21 protein-coding genes are annotated in these 19,522 nt (G+C 73.9%); 11 read left to right on the forward strand and 10 right to left on the reverse strand.

Annotated features, from left to right (window positions below; all coding sequences use genetic code 11):
- The first annotated feature begins 18 nt into the window (after positions 1–18).
- On the forward strand, positions 19–360 hold the full coding sequence (locus PVK37_RS16905; RefSeq protein WP_275028366.1) for a PadR family transcriptional regulator: 342 nt from the start codon (positions 19–21) through the stop codon (positions 358–360).
- Positions 361–411: 51 nt separating this feature from the next.
- Here the strand turns inward: PVK37_RS16905 and PVK37_RS16910 are convergent, their stop codons facing one another.
- Positions 412–1,074: a permease prefix domain 1-containing protein gene (locus tag PVK37_RS16910; protein ID WP_275028367.1), complete on the reverse strand. Its 663-nt coding sequence runs from the start codon at positions 1,072–1,074 to the stop codon at positions 412–414.
- Positions 1,075–1,285: 211 nt separating this feature from the next.
- Between PVK37_RS16910 and PVK37_RS16915 the strand changes: the two genes are divergently transcribed.
- Positions 1,286–1,813, forward strand: a complete 528-nt coding sequence (locus PVK37_RS16915) for a GNAT family N-acetyltransferase (protein ID WP_275028368.1) — start codon at positions 1,286–1,288, stop codon at positions 1,811–1,813.
- Positions 1,814–1,936: 123 nt separating this feature from the next.
- Here the strand turns inward: PVK37_RS16915 and PVK37_RS16920 are convergent, their stop codons facing one another.
- A complete protein-coding gene (locus tag PVK37_RS16920; protein ID WP_275028370.1) occupies positions 1,937–2,521 on the reverse strand; it encodes a general stress protein in 585 nt (194 codons plus the stop codon).
- 113 nt (positions 2,522–2,634) lie between these two features.
- Between PVK37_RS16920 and PVK37_RS16925 the strand changes: the two genes are divergently transcribed.
- On the forward strand, positions 2,635–4,455 hold the full coding sequence (locus tag PVK37_RS16925) for a glycoside hydrolase family 15 protein (RefSeq protein WP_275028372.1): 1,821 nt from the start codon (positions 2,635–2,637) through the stop codon (positions 4,453–4,455).
- 118 nt (positions 4,456–4,573) lie between these two features.
- Positions 4,574–5,353 carry a glucose 1-dehydrogenase gene (locus PVK37_RS16930; protein WP_275028374.1) on the forward strand — a complete coding sequence of 260 codons (780 nt, stop codon included), beginning with the start codon at positions 4,574–4,576 and terminating at the stop codon, positions 5,351–5,353.
- Positions 5,354–5,403: 50 nt separating this feature from the next.
- Here the strand turns inward: PVK37_RS16930 and PVK37_RS16935 are convergent, their stop codons facing one another.
- Positions 5,404–6,777, reverse strand: coding sequence for a glycoside hydrolase family 6 protein (locus PVK37_RS16935; RefSeq protein WP_275028376.1), 1,374 nt, complete (start codon positions 6,775–6,777; stop codon positions 5,404–5,406).
- Between the two features lie 151 nt (positions 6,778–6,928).
- On the opposite strand from PVK37_RS16935, the gene PVK37_RS16940 reads away from it, so the two are divergent.
- Both PVK37_RS16940 and PVK37_RS16945 read left to right on the forward strand, forming a co-directional pair.
- Positions 6,929–7,438, forward strand: a complete 510-nt coding sequence (locus tag PVK37_RS16940) for a metallophosphoesterase family protein (RefSeq protein WP_275028378.1) — start codon at positions 6,929–6,931, stop codon at positions 7,436–7,438.
- 82 nt (positions 7,439–7,520) lie between these two features.
- Positions 7,521–8,459, forward strand: a complete 939-nt coding sequence (locus PVK37_RS16945; protein ID WP_275035142.1) for an NAD(P)/FAD-dependent oxidoreductase — start codon at positions 7,521–7,523, stop codon at positions 8,457–8,459.
- Positions 8,460–8,520: 61 nt separating this feature from the next.
- On the opposite strand, the gene PVK37_RS16950 is transcribed toward PVK37_RS16945, so the two are convergent.
- A complete protein-coding gene (locus tag PVK37_RS16950; RefSeq protein ID WP_341483449.1) occupies positions 8,521–9,795 on the reverse strand; it encodes a cation:proton antiporter in 1,275 nt (424 codons plus the stop codon).
- A 136-nt stretch (positions 9,796–9,931) separates the two neighbouring features.
- Positions 9,932–12,055 carry an ATP-binding SpoIIE family protein phosphatase gene (locus PVK37_RS16955; RefSeq protein WP_275028380.1) on the reverse strand — a complete coding sequence of 708 codons (2,124 nt, stop codon included), beginning with the start codon at positions 12,053–12,055 and terminating at the stop codon, positions 9,932–9,934.
- Positions 12,056–12,250: 195 nt separating this feature from the next.
- Here PVK37_RS16955 and PVK37_RS16960 point away from each other — a divergent pair, with 195 nt between their 5' ends.
- Positions 12,251–13,099, forward strand: a complete 849-nt coding sequence (locus PVK37_RS16960) for a mechanosensitive ion channel family protein (protein ID WP_275028381.1) — start codon at positions 12,251–12,253, stop codon at positions 13,097–13,099.
- Between the two features lie 163 nt (positions 13,100–13,262).
- On the opposite strand, the gene PVK37_RS16965 is transcribed toward PVK37_RS16960, so the two are convergent.
- Positions 13,263–13,619 carry a DUF6401 family natural product biosynthesis protein gene (locus tag PVK37_RS16965; RefSeq protein WP_275028382.1) on the reverse strand — a complete coding sequence of 119 codons (357 nt, stop codon included), beginning with the start codon at positions 13,617–13,619 and terminating at the stop codon, positions 13,263–13,265.
- Positions 13,620–13,804: 185 nt separating this feature from the next.
- On the opposite strand from PVK37_RS16965, the gene PVK37_RS16970 reads away from it, so the two are divergent.
- Positions 13,805–14,257: a hypothetical protein gene (locus tag PVK37_RS16970; protein ID WP_275028383.1), complete on the forward strand. Its 453-nt coding sequence runs from the start codon at positions 13,805–13,807 to the stop codon at positions 14,255–14,257.
- Between the two features lie 146 nt (positions 14,258–14,403).
- Here PVK37_RS16970 and PVK37_RS16975 read toward each other — a convergent pair whose 3' ends face one another.
- Positions 14,404–14,616, reverse strand: a complete 213-nt coding sequence (locus PVK37_RS16975) for a hypothetical protein (protein WP_275028384.1) — start codon at positions 14,614–14,616, stop codon at positions 14,404–14,406.
- A 156-nt stretch (positions 14,617–14,772) separates the two neighbouring features.
- Between PVK37_RS16975 and PVK37_RS16980 the strand changes: the two genes are divergently transcribed.
- From PVK37_RS16980 to PVK37_RS16990, 3 genes are all read left to right on the forward strand, one after another.
- Entirely contained in the window at positions 14,773–15,954 is a 1,182-nt protein-coding gene (locus tag PVK37_RS16980) for an MFS transporter (RefSeq protein ID WP_275028386.1), read from the forward strand.
- A gap of 88 nt (positions 15,955–16,042) precedes the next feature.
- On the forward strand, positions 16,043–17,263 hold the full coding sequence (locus PVK37_RS16985; RefSeq protein ID WP_275028388.1) for an MFS transporter: 1,221 nt from the start codon (positions 16,043–16,045) through the stop codon (positions 17,261–17,263).
- A 15-nt stretch (positions 17,264–17,278) separates the two neighbouring features.
- On the forward strand, positions 17,279–18,052 hold the full coding sequence (locus PVK37_RS16990) for a MerR family DNA-binding transcriptional regulator (RefSeq protein ID WP_275028389.1): 774 nt from the start codon (positions 17,279–17,281) through the stop codon (positions 18,050–18,052).
- Between the two features lie 107 nt (positions 18,053–18,159).
- Here PVK37_RS16990 and PVK37_RS16995 read toward each other — a convergent pair whose 3' ends face one another.
- The 3 genes from PVK37_RS16995 to PVK37_RS17005 all read right to left on the reverse strand — a co-directional run bounded on the left by PVK37_RS16995 (position 18,160) and on the right by PVK37_RS17005 (position 19,476).
- Entirely contained in the window at positions 18,160–18,423 is a 264-nt protein-coding gene (locus PVK37_RS16995; protein ID WP_275028391.1) for a hypothetical protein, read from the reverse strand.
- Positions 18,424–18,545: 122 nt separating this feature from the next.
- Complete coding sequence (locus PVK37_RS17000; RefSeq protein WP_275028392.1) at positions 18,546–19,007, reverse strand: SRPBCC family protein; 462 nt, start codon at positions 19,005–19,007, stop codon at positions 18,546–18,548.
- 52 nt (positions 19,008–19,059) lie between these two features.
- Positions 19,060–19,476 (reverse strand): DUF2795 domain-containing protein, encoded by a 417-nt coding sequence (locus PVK37_RS17005; protein ID WP_275028394.1) that lies wholly within the window; start codon positions 19,474–19,476, stop codon positions 19,060–19,062.
- Between the last annotated feature and the right edge of the window lie 46 nt (positions 19,477–19,522).

The raw sequence follows: 19,522 nt of genomic DNA on the forward strand, positions 1-19,522 counted from the left end.
GTCGTGTAGATTGGCTACATGAGGCCAAACGCGTTGCGGGGGCACCTCGACGCCCTGATTCTCTCCGTGCTGGAGCGGGAGTCGCTGCACGGTTACGCGATCATGGAGGCGCTCCAGGCCCGCAGCGGCGGCGCGCTCGACCTGCCCACCGGCACCCTCTACCCGGCCCTGCGGCGGCTGGAACGGGCGGGCTACGTGCAGAGCGAGTGGAGCACCGTCGGCGGTCGCAAGCGCCGGACCTACCAGCTCACCAGCACCGGCCGCCGGGCGCTGGACGCCGAGCGCTCCGAGTGGCGGGACTTCGCCGCCGTGGTGGAGGGCGTGCTTCTCCGCCCGGGAACGGCCCCCGGCCTCGCCTGAGCCGAACCTGGACGGCGGCCCCGTCCAGGTGACCCGGTCAGGTGGCCCCCGTCAGGCGGCGCTGAGGCAGTTCCGCCCGGAGACACCGATCCCGGCCAGCGGAATGCCGAGGAACACCAGCGCGCTGGGCAGCCCGGCGACGCTCATCAGCGCGTTCGGGGTGAGCGCGGTCAACAGCACCCCGAGCACGGAGAAGACCACGCAGACGGCGAAGGCGAAGACCCCGGTGACCCGGACGAGCCGACGTCGGGCGCCCAGGTAGCGCACGCCGTACCCGGCGGCCGTGACGACCAGGATGGCGGCGAGCACGGTCGCCGCGCCCATCCAGCTCACCACGTCCTCGACCAGCAGGTAGCCGGGGCTGTCGAAGCCGGCGCTGCCGGCCAGGTGCCGGGTCAACCGCCACAGCACCGGCTGCGCGGCCAGCACGAAGAAGATCAACAATGCGGTCCGTCGGCCCTGGGCCAACCCCAGTTCGGTCTGGTAGCCGGACGCGATCTCGGGGACCGCGCCGAACTCGGCCACCGCCCGCCGTTCGGCGTCGAGCCGGTCCAAGCCGGCGCTCTCGTACGCGTCCGCCGCGTCGACCAGACCGTCCCGCGCCTCGGCGAGCAGATCGGCCTTGGTCGCCCGGGGACCACGGAGGGCCTTGTCCAGCTCGGCGACGTATGCCTCGATCATGTTCATCCGGAGCAGCTCCCTCGCCGGGACCATCGCATGGCCGAGTATAGGCAGGACAGCGGCCCCGTTCTCCTCAGGGAAGGCCCGGAGATCATCCCTGACTTCCCGATCCGGGGGCACCCGAAAGCCGTACGGGGGCCACGTTTGCGCCGCTCAGGGCCATCGATGGCGGTGCCGGCCGGTCAGGTGGCGCGAGCGTAATTCGAGCGCGGGCCGACCGGGTGCCGTGTCAGACTTCCGGCTCGTGGACCACGTCGAGTTGAGCGCCGCCGATCTGCTGCTGCGCCCCTGGCAGGACGGGGACGCCCCGGCCGTGCTCGCGGCGATGCGCGATCCGCAGACGGCACAGTGGAACCCGTGGCCGCTGCCGGACCTGGCCGCGGCGGCTGCCTGGGTACGGGCCCGGGGGGACTGGTCGGCCGGCGACCACGCCTCGTTCGCCGTCACCGACCCGGCCACCGGGGAGCTGACCGGCTCGGTCTCGCTGCACCGTATCCACGGTGACGAGGCGTCCATCGGGTACTGGACGGTGCCCGCGGCGCGGGGTCGGGGCTTCGCCTCCGCCGCCGTGCGGCTGGTGACCGGGTGGGCGTTCGGCACCCTCGGGCTGTACCGGATCGAGCTGTGCCACGCGGTGGCGAACCCGGCCTCCTGCCGGGTGGCCGAGCGCGCGGGGTACCTGTGGGAGGGGACGCTGCGCCAGTCGCACCGGTACGGCGACGGGAAACGGCACGACGAGCACCTGCACGCCCGCCTCGCCGTCGACCCCTGACGCCGCCGCCGGACACCCGGCGGAGGACGGCCCGTCGGCACACCTGTCCGACCCCTGACGCCGCCGGCACACCCGTCGCGGGCCGGCGGGGGAGAACCCCGCCGGCCCGTCGGGCGGCCCCGGTCACCGGTCGGTGCGCCGGGTGGGCGTCAGGTGCATCCGGCCGAGCAGCTCCTGGGCCTGGTCGGCCAGCTGGGCGTCCACGGTGACCGCGTACTGGCCGGCCCGCAGCGAACTGGCCGAGGTGAAGTCCCGGCGACCGCCGGTCATGGCGTGCGCGATCGCGCCGAAGACGGCACCCCAGATCGCCCCGATCACCAGGCCGACCAGGATCACCGCCGCCCAGCTGCCGACCGTGAAAAGGCCGAACAGCAGGCCGATGAACAGCCCGAACCAGGCACCCGTACCGGCGCCGACCAGGGCCGCCCGTCCGGTCGTCATCCGGCCGAGCACCGTCTCCACCAGGGTGAGGTTGGTGCCGACGATGGCGGTGTGCTCCACCGGGAACCGGTTGTCCGCCAGGTGGTCCACCACCCGCTGGGCGGACGGATAGTCCGGATACGACCCGATGGTCACGGTGGGCCGGCCACCCTGTGGGCCGTTGCCGTCCCCGAACGGCGCCGGTCGACCGGCGGGACCGGACGGCATCGCGCCAGCGCCCGGCGGTCCGGGCTGCCAGGCGGCGGTCGGAGTCGAGGGTCTGGTCATGGTCGCCTCCTTCGGTCGACACCCCGCGTTCCCCGCCGGTTCGAGCGGTAACGTCACCGGGCCCGGTCCGGCGGCGCAGGTATGGGCCTCGGCCCGACCGGGTAGGCAGCCCCGTGGACAGCAGCCGGATCAGCGAGCACGGCTTCCTGGCCGACGGCGGCACCGCCGCCCTGGTCGACCGGGCCGGCAGCGTGAACTGGTGGTGCCCGTACCGGTTCGACGCGCCCTCGGTCTTCGGGCGGCTGCTCGACGACGACGCGGGGCACTGGTCGATCGCCCCGGACGGGGCGGCCGGGTGCGAACGCGCGTACCTGGACGACACGCTGGTGCTGCGTACCGTCTTCACCACCCGGCACGGCGCGGTCGCCGTCACCGACGCGCTGGCCCTGGAGCCGGGCGCCCGGGGGCACGAGATCGGTCGCCGGCCGCCCCGGATGCTGGCCCGCGTCGTGCAGGGGCTCTCCGGCACCGTCCGGATGCGACTGCACTACCGGCCCCGCTTCGAGTACGGCCGGGTGACGGCGTTCCTGACCGTCCGCGACGGCCTGGTCGAGGCGACCGCCGGCGCGGCCACCCTGCGGCTGCGCAGCGACGTGCCGGTGGAGTTCGGGGTGGGTGAGGCGACCACCCGGTTCGACGTCCGGGCCGGCGAGACGTACGGGTTCACCTGCGCCTTCACTCCCACCTACGACGGCGGCCGGCCGACCGTGCCGGCCGCCGGCCGGGTGCTGGCCGACGCCACCACCGGCTGGCGGTCCTGGGCGGACCTGCACGACTACCGGGGCCGCTACCGCGCCGAGGTGCGGCGCAGCGCGATGGTGGTGCAGGGGATGACCTACCAGCCCAGCGGGGCGGTGGTCGCGGCGGCCACCACCTCGCTGCCGGAGGAACCCGGCGGGGACCGCAACTACGACTACCGCTACGTGTGGGTCCGCGACTTCAGCCTCACCCTCCAGGCGCTGTGGCGCGCGGCCTGTCCGGACGAGGCGAACCGGCAGTTCGCCTGGGTGGCCCGCGCGATGGGCCGGATCGACGGCGAGCCCGCGCCGATCATGTACGGCGTCGAGGGCGAACGTGACCTGACCGAACACCGCCTCGACCACCTGCGCGGGTACGCCGACAGCCGGCCGGTGTTCGTCGGCAACGACGCCTGGCGGCAACGGCAGTCCGACGTGCTCGGCGAGGTGCTCGACGCGGCCTGGCTGATGCGGCACTACCTGGACCCGATGTCGGCCGAGGTGCGTACCCTGCTGCGCGCCCTGGCCGACCAGGCGGCCACCGACTGGCGACGGCCGGACGCCGGCATGTGGGAGGCCCGGGACGCCGAACGGCACTACGTCTCGTCGAAGGTGCAGTGCTGGACGGCGCTGGACCGGGCGGTGCGCTTCGGTCCGCGACTCGGTGACGCGGCGGACGTGGCCCGCTGGGCGGCGGCCCGGGACGCCGTCCGGGAGGCGGTGCTGACCCGGGGCTGGAACGACCGGCTCGGCGCGTACGCCGGGGCGTTCGACTCCGCCGACCTGGACGCCTCGGTCCTGATCATGCCGCTGGTCGGCTTTCTGCCGGCCGAGGACCCCCGGATGCGGGCCACCATGGACCTGGTCGAGCGGCGACTGTCGCACGACGGGCTGCTGCGGCGCTGGGACGGCGACCCGGCCGGTTTCGTGATCTGCTCGTTCTGGCTGGTCGGCTGCCTGGCCCTGGCCGGGGAGCAGGACCGGGCCGAGCGGCTGTTCGAGCAGCTCGTGGCGCGGGTCAACGACCTGGGGCTGTTCGCCGAGCAGATCGACCCGGTGACCGGCGAGCAACTCGGCAACTTCCCGCAGGCGTTCTCCCACATCGGACTGATCAATGCGGCCTGGCGGCTGACCGAATGCGCCGACCGGGCCCGCACCCGGGCCGTCCGGCAGCCCGCCGGGGAGCGGACCCGGTGACGCCCGGGGTGGCCCGCGACGGGCCGGTCCACGCGACACCGAGGGGCCGGCGCGCCGGGCGTCGCCCCGGGACACCGCCCGTGCCGACCGGTGCGGGTCCGACGGAAGGAGCAGGACCATGACCGGACGACTGGCCGGGAAGACCGCCCTGATCACCGGCTCGGACTCGGGGATCGGGCAGGCCACGGCGATCGAGTTCGGGCGGGAGGGTGCCGACGTGGTGGTGCACTACCTGCACGACCACGACGGGGCGAACCGGACCCGCGACCAGGTCGAGGCGGCCGGTCGGCGGGCGGTGGTGATCCAGGGCGACATCACCGACGAGCGTCAGGTGGAGTCGATGTTCGACGAGGCGGTCGCCGAGTTCGGCACCCTGGACATCCTGATGAACGACGCCGGGGTGGACGCGTCCGGCATCCCGGTGGCCGACCTGGACACCGAGACCTGGGACCGGGCGATCCGGACCAACGTCTACGGGGCGTTCTTCTGCTCGCGGCGGTTCGTCCGGCACCGTCGGGACGCCGGCGGCGGCGGGAAGATCATCAACGTCACCTCGATCCACCAGGAGGTGGCCCGGGCCGGCGGCGCGGACTACGACGCCAGCAAGGGGGCGATGCTGGAGTTCGCCAAGAGCCTGGCCCTGGAGGTCGCCCCGATGCGGATGAACGTCAACAACATCGGGCCGGGCATGGTGCTCACCCCGTTCAACCAGAAGGCCATCGACGACCCGCAGTACCTCGAGGAGCAGGTGCAGAGCATCCCGTGGAAGCGGGCCGCCGAGCCGCGGGAGATCGGCCGGCTGGCGGTCTTCCTCGCCAGCGACGAGGCCGACTATGTCACCGGCAGCACGTACTTCATGGACGGTGGGCTGATGCAGAACCAGGGCCAGGGCGCCTGACGCACCGGTGGGCCCCCGGCCGGCGCGGTCGGGGGCCCACTCTGTCGTGGTCAGGAGGAGCAGGCGGCACCGTTGAGGGTGAAGTTGGTGAACGGGGGAAGGGTGCTGCCGCTGAAGGTGCCCTGTGCGCCGAGACTGATCGTCCCGCCGGCCGGCACCGCGCCGTTGTAGGCGACGTTGCGGACCGTGAACCGGGTGCCGGACTGGCTCCACTCGCCGTTCCAGCCGTTGGTCAGCCGGACCGAGTCCCCGCCGGTGAAGGCCAGCGTCCAGCCGTTCAGCGCGGCACCGCCGTTGGTCACCCGGATCTCCGCGGTGAACCCGCCGGTCCAGGTGTTCGGCACGACGGTGACCGCGCAGCCACCGGCCGGCGGCGGGGTGGTCACCGGGGGAGTCGTCGGCGGCGGGGTGGTCACCGGCGGCGTGGTCGGCGGCGTGGTCGGCGGGGTGGTCGGTCCGGCCGCCATGGCCAGCTCGTACGCCCGCTGCGGGACGAACTGCCCGGCGGCGGCGATGCAGCCGTCGGCCTCACCGGGCAGCTTCACCCACAGGTACGCGTCGATCGCCGAGTCGCCGGTGTTCGTGGTGCTCGGGGTGCCGATGGCCCGGCCCGGCGGGTCGCACCACTCGGAACCGGCCGGCCCGTTGCCGTTGCGGCTGGTGTCGATGACCGCCTTGAGCCGGGACACCCCGGTCGCGGCGATCACCTGCTTGGCGTACGAGACGGCCTCGGACGTGGTGCGGTAGTTCGACACGTTGAGCGAGATGCCGTCGGCGCTGTTGGCGATGTCCGCGCCGTTGAGCCGGGAGGCGGCCTCGGCGGGGGTGAGCCAGGCCGAGTGCCCGGCGTCGAAGTAGACCTTGGCCTGGGCCGAGCCGGACTTGAGCTTCTTGCCGGCGTACGCCATCGACGCCTTGGTCTCGGCCTGCTGGCCGGCGTTCTGGCAGCTGGTCATCAGCGGCAGCACGTCCGGTTCGAGGACGATGGTGGCCGGTCGACCGGCCAGGCCGGCGGCGACCTGGTCCACCCACTGCCGGTACGCGGTGTGGTTGGGGGCGCCCCCACCGCTGGCCCCGCTGCAGTCCCGGTTGGGGATGTTGTAGACCACCAGGATCGGGATCTTGCCCGCCGCGGCGGCGGCCCCGACGAAGGCGTCCACCTCGCCGCGTACGGTCGAGGTGTTGGTGGTGGTGTACCAGCGGGCCTGCGGGACGTTGGCGATCCGGTCCCGGATCACCGCCGCCCGGGAGTCGCCCGGGTTGGCCGCGACCCAGCGGGCGGCGCTGGTCTGCGGGTCGACGTAGAATGCGGAGTCGGCCGCGCTGGCGGCCGGGGGCTGGAGCGCACCGACCGCGATGGTCGCCGCAGCGGCGAAGGCAGCGGTGGCGGCACCCGCCGCCACGAGCCGTGGTCTGGTCCTCATGTCTCTCCTCGATCGAAGTTTGCCCCTGGAAGCGCTCCCACGCCTCCTACACCGTACGGGGCCGGACCGCGCCAACGGAAGTCCCCGTCACCCGCAGGCAACGATCTTCTGCTATACCCGGGACGACGAGGTCCTCGTCGGGGGAGGTGCGATGCAGCTGGTGATCACGGCGGACACGCACGTACCCCACCGGGCGCGGGACCTGCCCGACCCGCTCTGGGCGGCCGTCGACGCCGCCGACGTGGTGCTGCACGCCGGGGACTGGGTCGACGTCGCGCTCCTCGACGCCGTCGAGGCCCGGGCCCGCCGGCTGGTCGCCGTGTACGGCAACAACGACGGCCCGCCCCTGCGCGCCCGACTGCCCGAGGTGGCCCGGGTCGAACTGGCCGGACTCCGGATCGCCGTGGTGCACGAGACCGGGCCGCGTACCGGCCGGGAGGCCCGCTGCGCCGCCCGGTTCCCCGACTGCGACCTGCTGGTCTTCGGTCACTCGCACATCCCCTGGGACACCGTCGCGCCGGGCGGGCTGCGCCTGCTCAACCCCGGATCGCCCACCGACCGGCGGGCCCAGCCGTACGCCACCTACCTGACCGCCCGGGTGCTGGCCGGTCGGCTCGACCGGGTCGTACTGCACCGGCTGCCCCGACGTACCGGTCCCTGACCCCGACCGGTCTCCCGGCGTGCCGGTGCGGCCCGCACCACCCACCGCATACGATCACGCGGTGACTGGGGAGCGCGCGCGGGTGATCGTGGTGGGAGCCGGTGTCGCCGGGGTGGCGTGTGCCCGGGAACTGGCCGACGCCGGCATCCCGGTGGAGATCCGGGAACGGGCCCGGGTCGCCGGGGGACGGCTCGCCAGCAAACGCTTCGACGGCCGCCCCGCCGACATCGGGGCCGCCTACCTCACCGTCGACGACCCGGACTTCGCCCGGGTCGTCGACGGCTGGCGGGCCGCCGGTCTGGCCCGCGAGTGGACCGACACCTTCGTCGCGTACGGGCCGGACGGTCGGCGCACGGTGCCCGGCCCGATGCGCTGGGCCGCCCCGCGCGGACTGCGCTCCCTGGTGACCGACCTCGCGGCGGGACTACCGGTGGTGGTCGACCGGCTGGTGCTCGGCGTGGAACCCGGCCCGGCCGTCGACGGTACGGCCTGTGACGCGGTGGTGCTCGCCATGCCCGGCCCGCAGGCGGCGCTGCTGCTCGACCCGGCGCTGGCCGCGTCGACCCGGGCGGCGCAGGCCCAGCAGTGGACGTCCACCCTGGCCGCCGTGCTGCGGTTCCCGCGCCGCACCTGGGCCGACTTCGCCGGCGCCTTCGTCAACGACCACCCCGTGCTGACCCTGGTCTGCGACGACGGGGACCGGCGCGGGGACGGCGAACCCGTGCTGGTGGCCCACACCACGGCCGAGTTCGCCGGGCGGTACCTGCTCCAGCCGACCACCGCCGCACCCGCCGTCGAACAGGCCGTCCGGGACCTGCTCGCCCTTCCCGACCCGGCCGACCTGGTGCACGTGCACCGCTGGACGTACGCCAAGCCGACCTCGGGACCGGGCGGGACGTACCACCTGGACGACGACGGGGTGGGGCTGGCCGGGGACGTCTTCGGTACGCCCCGGGTGCAGACCGCCTGGCTGTCCGGCCGGACGCTGGGCCGGGAACTGGCCGCGCGGCTGAGCGGCTGAGACTCAGGCGGGGCCGGTCCGCGGCTGCGGCTGACCGGCTGAGCGGCTGAGCGGCTGAAGCTCAGGCGGGGGCCGGCTGCGGGCGTTCGGCGGGGTCGCTGGTGCGTTGGCCGTCCCGGTCGAGGAGCTGCATGACCGGGGTGGCCGCGATCCCGTGCACCACCACCGACACGATCACCACCAAGCCGACCGTGGCCCACAGCAGGTCCGCCTGGGCAAAGTCCGCCTTGGTGGTGGCGTAGGCCAGGTAGTAGAACGAGCCGACGCCCCGGATGCCGAACGACGCGATGACCCAGTGCTCGGCCGGCCGGCCGGGCGCGCCGCGCAGGGACAGCCAGCCGAACAGCGGCCGGATCACGAAGATCAACGCTAGGCCGACCAGGGCGGCCGGCCAGGTCAACGCGCTCAGCAGGCCGCCGACCACCGCCCCGCCGAAGAGCAGGAGCAGCAGGACGGTCAGCAGCCGCTCGACCTGCTCGGCGAAGTCGTGCAGGACCGCGTGGAACTCGTGGTTCCGTTCCGCCGCGCGGATCGCCCGGGCGGCGACGAAGACGGCCAGGAAACCGTACCCGCTGACCAACTCGACCAGCCCGTACGCCAGGAAGGTCGCGGCCAGCGCGAGGAAGCCCTCGGCGTGCCGGGCCAGGCGCAGCTCGCTGGGCGCCCGGAAGAACAGCTTGCCGAGCAGCCAGCCGACCAGCCAGCCGCCGACCACCCCGGCGGCGATCTTCCAGAGCACGTCGACGGTGAACCAGCGGGCCAGCCAGTCGGCCGGGGCGAGGCTGGTGGAGGCGATGGCGATGGCCGCGTACACGAACGGGAAGGCCAGTCCGTCGTTGAGACCGGCCTCGGAGGTCAGGGCGAAGCGGACCTCGTCCTCGGAGTCCTCCACGTCGGTCGGCTCACCCACCTGCACGTCGGAGGCGAGCACCGGGTCGGTCGGGGCGAGCGCGGCGGCGAGCAGCAGCGCGGCGGCCGGCACCAGACCGGCCCACCACCAGCCGAGCAGTGCGACGGTGGCGATGCACAGCGGCATCGCGATGGCCAGCAGCCGCCAGGTGGACGACCAGCGTCGCCAGCTCAACGGCCGGTCGATCTTGAGGCCCGCGCCCATCAGCGCGACGATCACCCCGATCTCGGTGAGGTGGGTGGCGACGTCGGCGTGCGCCAACGGGTCCGGCACAGGTAGTCCGGTGGGCAACAGGAAGATCAACATACCGAGGCCGAGGAAGGCGATCGGCATGGACAACGGACGGCGTTCCAGCATCCGGGGGAGCACCCCGGCGAGCAGCGACCCGACGCCCAGTACCGCGAGCGAGACGTCCACCGGTTCCAGTTCCACGACTCCACCCTTCGCGCCGTCCGGGGCACCCGGGCAGGCGGAGAGCAACTGTGCCCAGCGGAGCCGGTGAATATGCCTTCGCGTTCACCTTCGCGGCGCGGGCGACCGGGTGGCCGGTGGTCGGTGGCGGTCAGCCGGGCGGGATGAGGATCTCGAACCAGACCGTGGAACCGCGCACCGTCGGATCCGTACCCCAGGCGTCGCTGAGCTGCTCGATCAGCCCCAGACCCCGCCCCCGGCTGCTCAGCGTGTCGGTCTGCGCCCGGGTCACGGTGCCCCGGGTGCCGGAGTCGGCGACCGACACCAGCAGCCGCTCCGGGCTGAGGTCGATCTCCACCCGGGCGGCGGTGCCGGCGTGCAGCAGGGCGTTGGTGGTCAGCTCGCTGGTGCACAGCACCGCCGCCCCGATGATCGACTCAGGCACCCGCCAGGTGGACAACTGCGCCGTCATCCAGTGCCGGACCCGGCTCGGCGCGGTCGGCTCCGCCGGCACCTCCATGCTCGCCGACCGGCTGGGCATCAGCGCGTGCTCGACCGCCAGCACGGCCACGTCGTCCTCGGTGGCCCCGGGCACCGCCCCGGTGGCGACCGCGCAGAGCGCCCGGGGATCGCCGCTGGCCGCCCCGGCGACCGCCCCGGCCAGCCCGGCCAGCCCCACCGACAGGCTCTGCCGGCGGCGCTCCACCACACCGTCGCTGAACAGCAGCAGAGTGTCCCCCGGGGTGAACGGGACGGTGCTGGTGCCGGGCCGGCAACCCAGCCCCAGCGGCGCGCCACTGGGGACGTCCAGGTACACCGCCGAGGGCTCGTCGTCCGGAGAGGCGCACCGGCGCAGCAGCGGGGCCGGATGCCCGGCGCTGGCCAGGGTGAGCTGTTCCCGGTCCGCGTCGATCACCCCGAACACCACGGTCACGAAGAGTTCGTGGGTGCCGCCCTCGGCGCCCAGGCTGGCCACCAGCCGGTCCAGCGACGCCAGCACGGCGTCCGGACGCGGATCGGTCAGGGCCAGGGCGCGCAGTGCCGCCCGTACCTGCCCCATCCGGGCCGCGGCCTGCACGTCGTGGCCGGCCACGTCGCCCAGCACCACGCCCAGCCGGCCGTCGGGCAGCAGGAACGCGTCGTAGAAGTCCCCACCGGCGGCGTTGCCGTCCACTCCCGGGTCGTACCGGGCGGCGATCCGCAGCCGGGGCAGATCCGGCAGGTGCTCCGGCAGCATGCTGCGTTGCAGCAACTGGGCGGTACCGTGCTGGGTCTCGAACCGGCGGGCCCGCTCGGCGGCCTGCCCGACCAGCTCCGCCGAGGCGGTCAGCAGCGCCCGCTCGGCGGCGGACCAGGGATGCGCCCGCTGGTAGCCGACGCTCAGCCCGCCACGCAGCACCGAGGTGCGCAGCGGCAGCGCCGCCAGGGCCCGGATCTTCTGGTCGTGCCGGTCCGCCGCCGCCTCGGCGAGGGGCTGGCCGTCCGCGGTGAAGCTGGGCACCCCGGTACGCGCGGTCACCACCAGCGGCCCGGGGGAGTCGTCCGGCGCGCGCCGCCAGAGCGGGGGGAGCCGCTCGTCGGCCTCGTCGAGCAGCTCGCCCCGGACGCGCCGGACGAGCCGCCAGCCGCCGCCGTCGTCCACCGCGAAGGCCACCCGGTCGGCGTCGAAGGAATCCAGCGTGTACCGCAGCGCGACCCGGGCCACGTCGTCCAGGGTGAGCGTGCCGGACAGGGCGGCGGCCAGCTCGCTCAGGCTCTGCAGCTGCTCGGTCACCTGGGTGGTCTCGGCCGCCACGGTCAGCACGCCCACCACCGTCCCGGCGCTGTCGCGTACCGGGGAACAGCCCCGGGTGAAGACGGCCTGCTCCACCACCCCGGAACCGTGCCGGACGATCGGCAGGATCGTCTCCCTGCCCAGCGCCGACCGGCCCTCGTGGAAGCTGCGTTCGACCAGGTCACCGATGCCCGGCAGGTGCCACACGTCGGCGAAGACCTCGGCCGCCGGGCGGCCGATCGCCGGGTGCGCCGTCCCGACCAGCTCGGCGTAGCCGTCGTTGTAGAGCAGCCGGAACTCCGCACCGAGGGTCAGCGCCATCGGCACCGGTGAGGCGAGGACGAGGTCGACGACGGCGCGTACCGCCGGGTCCCACCGCTCGATCGGCCCGAGTGGGGTGCCGGCCCACGGGTGACCGAGGACGAGCGCCGCCGTGCCGGCGGCGGAGGCCCCCGGGATCGGGGCGGGTGAAGCGGGGACGTGCCCGACCGTGCCTGGCATGTGACGCAGCCTAGCCGGCACCGTCCCGGGCTGTTCGGCTCGCGCCCCGGCCGGCGACCGCGCCGACGGCCGACGGTCCGCGTCCGACGTCCCGGCCAGGACCCCAATGTCCGGTAAAACAGCAGCTCAGCGGCGGGTTGGTGCTTCTCCGGCGGGGTATGCGGGCGGCGCAGACCAGGCGACAGGAGGGACGTCATGCAGAAAACCCTCGCGGTCAGGCAGGTCGACATCGGCACCGCCTTGACCGACATGTGGAGGTCGGTGCTGCTCTTCGTGCCGAGGGCCATCGCCTTCATCGTGATCCTCGTGGTGGGCTGGATCATCGCCCGCTTCGTACTCAAGATCGTGGACGCGGCACTGGAACGGGTGGGGTTCGACCGGGCGGTCGAACGGGGCGGAATCAAACGGGCGTTGGAACGCACCAAGTACGACGCCAGTGACATCCTGGCCCGACTGGCGTACTACGCCGTACTGCTGTTCACCCTGCAGTTCGCCTTCGGCGTGTGGGGCCCGAACGCGATCAGCAACCTGATCTCGGGGGTGGTGAGCTGGCTGCCCCGGGCGTTCATCGCGATCGTCATCGTGGTGGTGGCCGCCGCGATCGCCAACGCGGTCCGCGACCTCGTCAGCGGGGCGCTGGGCGGGCTCTCGTACGGCAAGGTCCTGGCCGACCTGACGGCGATCTTCATTCTCGCGCTCGGCGTGATCGCCGCGCTCAACCAGGTCGGTATCGCGACCACGGTGACCACGCCGGTGCTGATCGCGGTGCTCGCCACGGTGGCCGGCATCCTGATCGTCGGTGTCGGCGGTGGTCTGGTGAAGCCGATGCAGGCCCGCTGGGACCGCTGGCTGGACCGGGCCGCCGAGGAGTCCCGGGCCGTCCAGATGCAGCGGCAGGCCCAGGCCGCCGGCCGGGGCGACATGGAACGGCAGATGGCCGACCGGGGTGGCGCGCAGCGGGTCTCGCCGGGGATGAGCGGCTCGACGGCTTACCGTTCCGGCGCGGCGGGGGAGGAGACCCAGCAGTTCCGCCGCACCGAATGAGGCTTGACCGGTGATCGGGGGGAGGACGTCCGGTTCGGACGTCCTCCCCGTGCCGTGCGTCCCGCCCCGGCGGCCGACCCGGGCGGTGCCGGCTGTGGGGGTGTTGGCGGCCGGCCGACCCGGGCGGTGCCGGCTGCGGCGGCCATGGCGGCCGGCGGTGGGGTCAGGCGGGCCGGGCCGTCGGGCGGGCCAGGGCGCACACCGCCAGCAGACGGGTCAGCGGCCAGTCCGGGTCCGACCAGTCGACCGGCCCGGCCGGGGGAAGCCACCCGTGTTCCAGGGCCGCCGCGCGGACCCCCTCGGCGTACCCGGCCAGGGCCGCCAGGGTGAGCGGACGCCGGTCCCCGTCGAGACTGTCGCGGACGGCCGCGGCGTGCTGGTCGACCTGGGCGAGCAGGGCCGGATGGCGGGCGGCGGCGGCCAGCCCGGCGGTGCCGATCGACACGGTCAACGCGGCGATCGTGGCCTGCGCCGCGCCCACGGCCGTCCCGGCCGCACCCCCGCTGAACTGCGCATACATGGGGACCGAGGGTAATCGGCCCGGCCGTCGTCCGGCGTCGGCCGGTCGGTGGGTACCGCCTCGGTCAGCGGGATGAGTCGCCCCGAGATGCGTGACCTGCCCCACTTCGGGGCACTGTGCCGGCGTGCGACGTGGGAACGCGTACGAGGTGGGGACGCACGAGGTGGGAACGCAGGGAGGCACCGATGGAGCAGCGACAGGTGGACGGCCCCGACCGGCGGCACCAACGGCCGGCGGGGGTCAGCGACGACACGGTCGCTGCGCTCGGCAAGCTCAGCGAGGCCCTGGAGACCGTGGAACGGGCCCGGGGGCATCTCTACTCCCTGCACCAGCTCATCGGGCACGCCGACCTGATGCTCGACGACGCGGTCGAGAAGTTCCGCGCCGCCGGGCACGACGCCGTTGCCGACCGGATCGCCGAGGAACTGCTCGGTCGGAACGTGATCGCCGGCCGGTGGACCTTCCAGATCGTCGAGGACTTCGACGACGGGTACTACGCGCTCTTCCGTGAGCTGGACCGGGACGCCCGTACCGAACTGGTCGGCGGGCTGCGGCACCTCTACGAGGCGGAGATGAAGGAGGAACGACGGACCCGGGGCCGCCCCGGCCACGAGGCGCGTCCGGACGTCACCGGCTAGCCCCGGTACGGACGTCGGCCGGTCGACCGGTCCCGCCCGGACGTCGGCCGGTCCGGGCACGGACGGGGTCGGTGCCGGTACGGGTGTCGGCCGGTCCCGCCACGGGCCGGCGGTCGGTCCCGGTGTGGGGCGTCGGTCGGGTCGCGTCAGTCGCCGGTACGGGCGTCCGCCGGCCGCCGGCGGCCGGCGTCGTCAGCGATGATCACGGTCGCCACCATCAGCGCGACACAGAGGCTGAACAGCCAGGAGTCGTCGGTCACCAGCCAGGCGGAGACCGGAGCCTGGAGGGCGGCGAGCAGGAAGCCGAGCCATGCCAGGCGGCGTTGACGAACGGTGAGGAAGCCATTGCCCTGATGCATCCAGCCAGTCTTGCGCGCGATGCCCGGATTGCCCCTCGGCCGTTCGGCCGATTCTGAGTGGACTGTCCGGATCGCCGGGCCCGGCGCGCCGACCTTCCGGATCGGCTGTGGTACTGGGCTCGCCAGCGGTGAGCGGATCGGGCAGGATGGCCCGTCGTGTCGACCACCCCCCGGGCCTCCCTGCTGCTGCTCGCCTACCTCGCCTTCGTCAGCCTCGGTCTGCCCGACGGCCTCCTCGGGGTCGGCTGGCCCTCGATGCGGTCCGAGTTCGGCGTGCCGACCGAGGCGGTCGGGCTGGTGCTCACCGCTCTCACCACCGGCTACCTGACCTCCAGCGTGGTCGCCGGGTTCAGCATCGCCCGGCTCGGCGTCGGCCGGCTGCTGGCGCTGAGCACCGTCCTGGCGAGTCTGTCGCTCACCGGCTGGGCCCTCAGCCCCGGCCTGCTCCCGGTGATCGGCTGCGCCCTGGCGCTCGGGCTCGGCTCCGGCGCGATCGACTCCGGGCTCAACGCGTACGCCGCCGGGGCGTTCGGCCCGCGGCACATGAACTGGCTGCACGCCTTCTTCGGCCTGGGGGTGGCGCTCGGTCCGTTGATCATGACGGCGGTGATCGGCGCCGGGCTGTCCTGGCGGTGGGGGTACGGTCTGGTCGCCGCCGGCCAGCTCGCCCTCGCCACGGCCTTCGCGTTGACCGTCCGGGCCTGGCGGGACCGGGGAGCCGGCGCGCCCACCGAACCGGGCCAGGCGGTGGCCGTACCGGTCCGGGAAACCCTGCGGTTGCCGGCGGTCTGGCTCGGCGCGCTGGCCTTCCTGGTCTACGTCAGCATCGAGTTCGGCGCGGGACTCTGGGCGTTCCTGCTGCTCACCGAGGGGCGCGGGCTGGGTGCGGCGGTGGCCGGCATCTGCGTCTCCGGGTACTGGACCAGCCTGTTCCTGGGCCGGGTCGTGCAGGGGATGGCCGCGGAACGGTTCGGTAGCGCCCTGGTCCTGCGGGGCAGCCTGGTCGGGCTGGTCGTGGGTGCCGTCCTGATCGCCATCCCCGGCCCGGCCTGGCTCGCGGTGGTCGGCCTGGCGGTCGTCGGCTTCGCCGCCGCCCCGGTGTTCCCGCTGCTCACCCTCACCACCGTCGACCGGGTCGGTGTCCGGCACGTCGACCGGACCATCGGGGTGCAGATCGGCATCGCCGGGATCGGGGGCGCGGTCGGCCCGACCGCGATCGGCGTGCTGATCGCCCGTACGTCGGTGGAGGCGCTGGGGCCGGCGCTGGTCGTCCTGACGCTCGGGCTGCTCGCCCTGCACGCCGCCGCCACCCGCCGACCCGCCCCGCAGCCGGCCTGACCGGCCGGCCCCTCCAGTCACCCCTTGAGTGCGTGGGGGTGCGGCACGCGCTTGACCCCGACGCGACGTCATGGTTTCCGATGGCCGCATGAACCGTGTGTCGTCGGTGTATCTCGCCTCCTACCTGCTCTCCCTGCTCGGCAACGCCATCGCCGGCGTCGTGCTGCCGCTGCTCGTCCTGCAGATCACCGGCAGCGTGCTCGCCACCGGTGCCGTCGCGGTGGCCTCGGCGCTGCCCGCGGCCGTCGCCGGGCTGGTCATGGGCGTGGTCATTGACAAGATCAATCGACGTACCGCCTCGGTGATCACCGACGTCGTCTCGGCGCTGTCGATCGCGGCGCTGCCGCTCGTCGACGCGACCGTGGGGCTGGCGCTCGGCTGGTTCGTGCTGTTCGCGGTGATCGGGTCGTTCGGCGACGTGCCGGGGATGACAGCCCGCGAGGCGATGATCCCGGGCATCGTGCGGGCCGGGCGGATGGGCGCCGAGCGGCTGCTCGGCCTGCGCGAGTCGCTGGGCGCCGTGGTCATGCTGGTCGGCCCGGCGGCCGGGGCGGCGCTGATCGCGGTGTTCGACGGGGTGACCGTACTGTGGGTGACCGCGGCGACCTCGGCAGCGGCCGCAGCCGTCACGATGCTGATCCCGCGGGAGGCCGGTGCGATCCCGGTGGCCGAGGACGGCCCACAGCGGGTGGTGCTGCGCGACGGCTGGCACACGCTGGTCCGCTCGCCGTTCCTGCTGACCACCACGCTCATCAGCGTCGGCCTTGTGGTGGTGCTGGCCGGCTTCCAGGCGCTGGTGCTACCGGTCTACTTCACCCTGGAGCAGCGGCCCGAGATGCTCGGCCTGGTGCTCAGCTCGCTCGCCGTGGGCCTGCTGATCGGCGGCGGGACCTATGCGGCGGCGGGTGCCCGGGGGCCGCGGCGGGCCTGGTTCCTGACCGGGATGCTGATCACGATCGCCGGGTTCGGGGCGATGGCGACGCTGGCCGGGCCGTGGTTCGTGCTCGGCGCCGCGGCGCTGGTCGGGCTCGGCAACGGGCTGTTCGGCAGCCTCATGGGCGTGCTCATGGTGGAGCGGATCCCGGACGCGACGCGCGGGCGGGTGATGGGCCTGCAGAACTCGATCATCACGCTGGCCCCGGCGATCGGCATGGGCGGCACCGCGGTGCTGGTCGACCAGTCCGGGGCCCGCACCGGCGCGGTCGTCCTCGCGGTGGTCTGGCTGGTCACCGGCGTGGTCGCGCTGGGCGTACGGGCGCTGCGGGATCTGGAGCCGCACCCGGGGCCCGAGGCCGAGCTCGTACGCTGACACCGGGAGGAGCGGATGAACATCGGCGAGATCGCCCGCCTGGCCGGGGTCAGCGTGCGCACCCTGCGCCACTACCACCAGATCGGGGTGCTGCCCGAGCCCGCCCGACGGGGCAACGGCTACCGCGAGTACACCGTCGGCGACCTGGTACTGCTGCTGCGCGTCCGCCGGCTGGCCGAGCTCGGCATCCCGCTCGACGACATCCCGCCGATGCTGGCCTCCGGCGACCGGGCCGACACGGTACTCGACGAGCTGGACCGGGAGCTGGCCGCGCAGATCGAGCGGCTCACCGCCCGCCGCGAGGTGATCGCCCGGCTGCGCGCGGCCGGCGCCAGCCCGGACACCCCACCCGAGCTGGCCGGGCTGCTCGCCGGCGCCGCCGCAGCCGGTGCGGCGGACCTGCCGTCGGAGATGCTCCAGCACGACCGAGAGGTGATGCTGCTGCTGCACCACCGCCTGGACGAGAACGGCCGGGCCGCGCTGACCGGGCTGCTGCACCAGTTCACCGAGCCGGACGTGCTGGCCGCGACCACGGCGCTCACCGCACGGTTCGCCGCGCTCGAGCCGGACGCCCCGGACGCGGAGATCGACCGGTTGGTCGCCGACTACCACGTCGTGCTCGGCCACCTGACCTACGAGGGGTTCGAGGAGGTGGACCCGGGTACCGGGGCGCTGCTCACGGCGTACCAGGAAGGGTTCTTCAACGACGCCCAGCGTGACTTTCTCGCCCGGCTGGCCGCCGGGGCCGCAGGTACCGAGGTCGTGCCGTCGGCGTCGCCACCGGGCTGACCCGGACCGCCCGCCGCGCCGTCAGCAACGCGGCCAGCACGGTGATCGCCGGCACGATCGCCGCTGTCACGCCAGCGAGCTTCGGTGGTCCGGCGGGATGGCGGCTCTCAGACGTCCGGGCCGGTCCGGCCGGTGGGGGAGGGCCGGTACGCCCGCTGGTCGTCGGTCGCCTCCCGCTCGTGGTCGCCCTCGGCGGCGGCGTGCCCGTCCGCCGGCACCGGACCGTGCCCGAACGCGGACTCGTAGCCCGCGTCGTTGCCGGTCACATCGTCGGCCTGCCCGTCGACCGGGGAGGTCGCCACGGCCTTGTCCAGTTCACTGAGCGGAAGCCGCTCCTCGTCCCGCCACACGGTGGGGTCGTTGTCGGTCATGACCTCGCGGTACCCGGGCGGAATGCCGCCAAACCGACCCGGAGCGCCCACCGGGGCCAGCCCGGAGCGCGCACACGTCGACGGCCGCCGGCATGCCGGCGGCCGTCGACGATCGGAGCGGATCAGGGCGTCGGGCGGTCGACCTTGCCCCGCCAGGCGCCGGTCTCCTGACCACGTCGCTCGATGAACGACTTGAACCGCGCCAGGTCGCCCTTGGCCCGGCGGTCCACGATGCCCAGCTTGTCGCCGGCCTGCTCGACCACGCCGTGCGGCTCGAACTCGAGCTGGAGGGTGACCCGGGTGTGCGCCTCGTCGAGGCGGTGGAAGGTCACCACGCCACCGTGCTTCGTGCCGCCGGTGGAGTTCCAGGCGACCCGCTCGTCGGGCAGCTGCTCGGTGATCTGCGCGTCGAACTCGCGCTTCACCCCGGCGATCTCGACGGTCCAGTGGGTCATCGTGTCGGACAGCTGCCGGACCTCCTGGACACCCTCCATGAACTGGGGGAACTCCTCGAACTGCGTCCACTGGTCGTACGCCGTCCGGATCGGGACGTCCACGTCCACGTGCTCGGTCACGCCACCCATGTCAGGTCTCCTCCTCGTCTGCCGCTGTCGGTACGGATCGGGGGTGATCCGTTCACCAGCGCTGCGTCTCGTTGCGGTGCCCCAGTGCCGCCCACACCTCGGAGACCGTCCGGTACCGGGTGTCGGCCGGCAGGCGCTCCAGGTCGGCGATGACGTCGGCGGGCGCCTCGTTCTCCCGGGCACTGCCCAGCAGGGCCTCGCGGTCGCCGGGCAGCGCCGACAGGCCGATGAACCGGCCGAGCCGACTGCGCTGCTCCACGTCCGCGGAGCTCATCCCCTGGGGTGCGCCGGTGCGCAGGTCGCCCGCGGGCACCGTGGTCGAACCCGGCTGGTCCTCGCCGGCCGGCTCGGCCTCGCGGAACTCGTCGACCCGGGAACCGCCGACCCCCGGGCCCTGCACCAGGCCGTGGACCTCCTGGCTCATCTGCTCGTCGAGCCGAGGTCCGTGCTTGCTGCTTCCTCGTTCCATGTCCTCTGCGCTACCCGGGGGGACCGGTGGTAAACCGATGACGCCG

This window comes from Micromonospora cathayae (assembly GCF_028993575.1).
GTDB classification, from domain to species: Bacteria; Actinomycetota; Actinomycetes; order Mycobacteriales; family Micromonosporaceae; genus Micromonospora; species Micromonospora cathayae.